The sequence below is a fragment of the Thiomicrorhabdus marina genome, from assembly GCF_017571465.1.
In the GTDB taxonomy this organism is placed as follows: domain Bacteria; phylum Pseudomonadota; class Gammaproteobacteria; order Thiomicrospirales; family Thiomicrospiraceae; genus Thiomicrorhabdus; species Thiomicrorhabdus marina.
Genome location: NZ_JAGETV010000063.1, coordinates 1 through 853, shown reverse-complemented (window position 1 = coordinate 853; position 853 = coordinate 1). Strand labels below are relative to the sequence as shown.

Genomic DNA, 853 nt, shown 5'->3' with positions numbered 1-853 from the left:
ACATGTTCGCGACCGAAGCTTAGGTTTGGGTGATGACCAACGTTGTCTGCAACGTCAGCGACCTCATCCAAAAAGTCACGCAAAATCTCGAAGCTTTCGAATTCGAATCGCGCTTCAAGCGTTGCGGCTTTATCCTTTTGCTTCCACGCGGAGCTTAAACTCATGTAAAGCTCCACTGTGGGGCTGGGTTCGCGGCCATGTTCTGATAGTATTCTTCTAACCAGCCTTGTACTCGGACAAGTTGCGTTTGCTCTTCTTCCAATAGGCGTGAGAACAACGCAAAGTCGTCTGCTGCACCAACGTTTTGGCTGTATTGCGTTGCTTCACCGTAGAGTTGAATCAAGGCAAGTTCACGCGCTTCACAGGTGCGTAGTGCTTCTGCGATGTTGGTCGCCGACGATGCTGGACTTAGGATACTGCCCGCCGGTAGTGCGCCTTGCGCTACCATGCGGTCGGTAATCAGATTGGCGTGCTGAAATTCTTCATTCGCCAAGGTCACAAAACCTTCGGCAAATTGCATTTCATTACGGAACTTCGATAAGGAAGCCTGAGCCAGATAATGCTGCCCTGCAGAGAATTCTAAGCTTAGCGCACGACCTAGGTAACCTAAAATTTGGGTATTAGGTGCCACGGTCTGTGCTTGCTGCGCTTGTGGATACGCTGCGGCGCCAGGCATAACGTTGCCTTGCATGTTTGGTTGATAACGCATGATTATCTCCTGGTCTCAGAAAAGAAACGATGACTCGTTTCTTTTTACCTTATAGACGTGTCGCTGTTGCGTTGCCCATTACTAGTACAGGCTCAACTTCGTTGTGCGGACGTGCAATGATGTGCGCTGCAACTAGACCGTCAC

2 protein-coding genes are annotated in these 853 nt (G+C 50.1%); both read right to left on the bottom strand.

What is annotated here, in order from left to right; genetic code table 11:
- On the bottom strand, positions 1–164 hold a 164-nt coding region (locus tag J3998_RS13090), incomplete at its 3' end, for a 4a-hydroxytetrahydrobiopterin dehydratase (RefSeq protein WP_208151109.1).
- Positions 161–709 carry a ferritin-like domain-containing protein gene (locus tag J3998_RS13085; protein ID WP_208151108.1) on the bottom strand — a complete coding sequence of 183 codons (549 nt, stop codon included), beginning with the start codon at positions 707–709 and terminating at the stop codon, positions 161–163. The genes J3998_RS13085 and J3998_RS13090, both read right to left, overlap by 4 nt.
- Between the last annotated feature and the right edge of the window lie 144 nt (positions 710–853).

Coding starts and splice junctions, on each gene's coding strand:
- J3998_RS13085 (WP_208151108.1), bottom strand. CDS start 709: ATGCGTTATCAACCAAACATGCAAGGCAACGTTATGCCTGGCGCCGCA.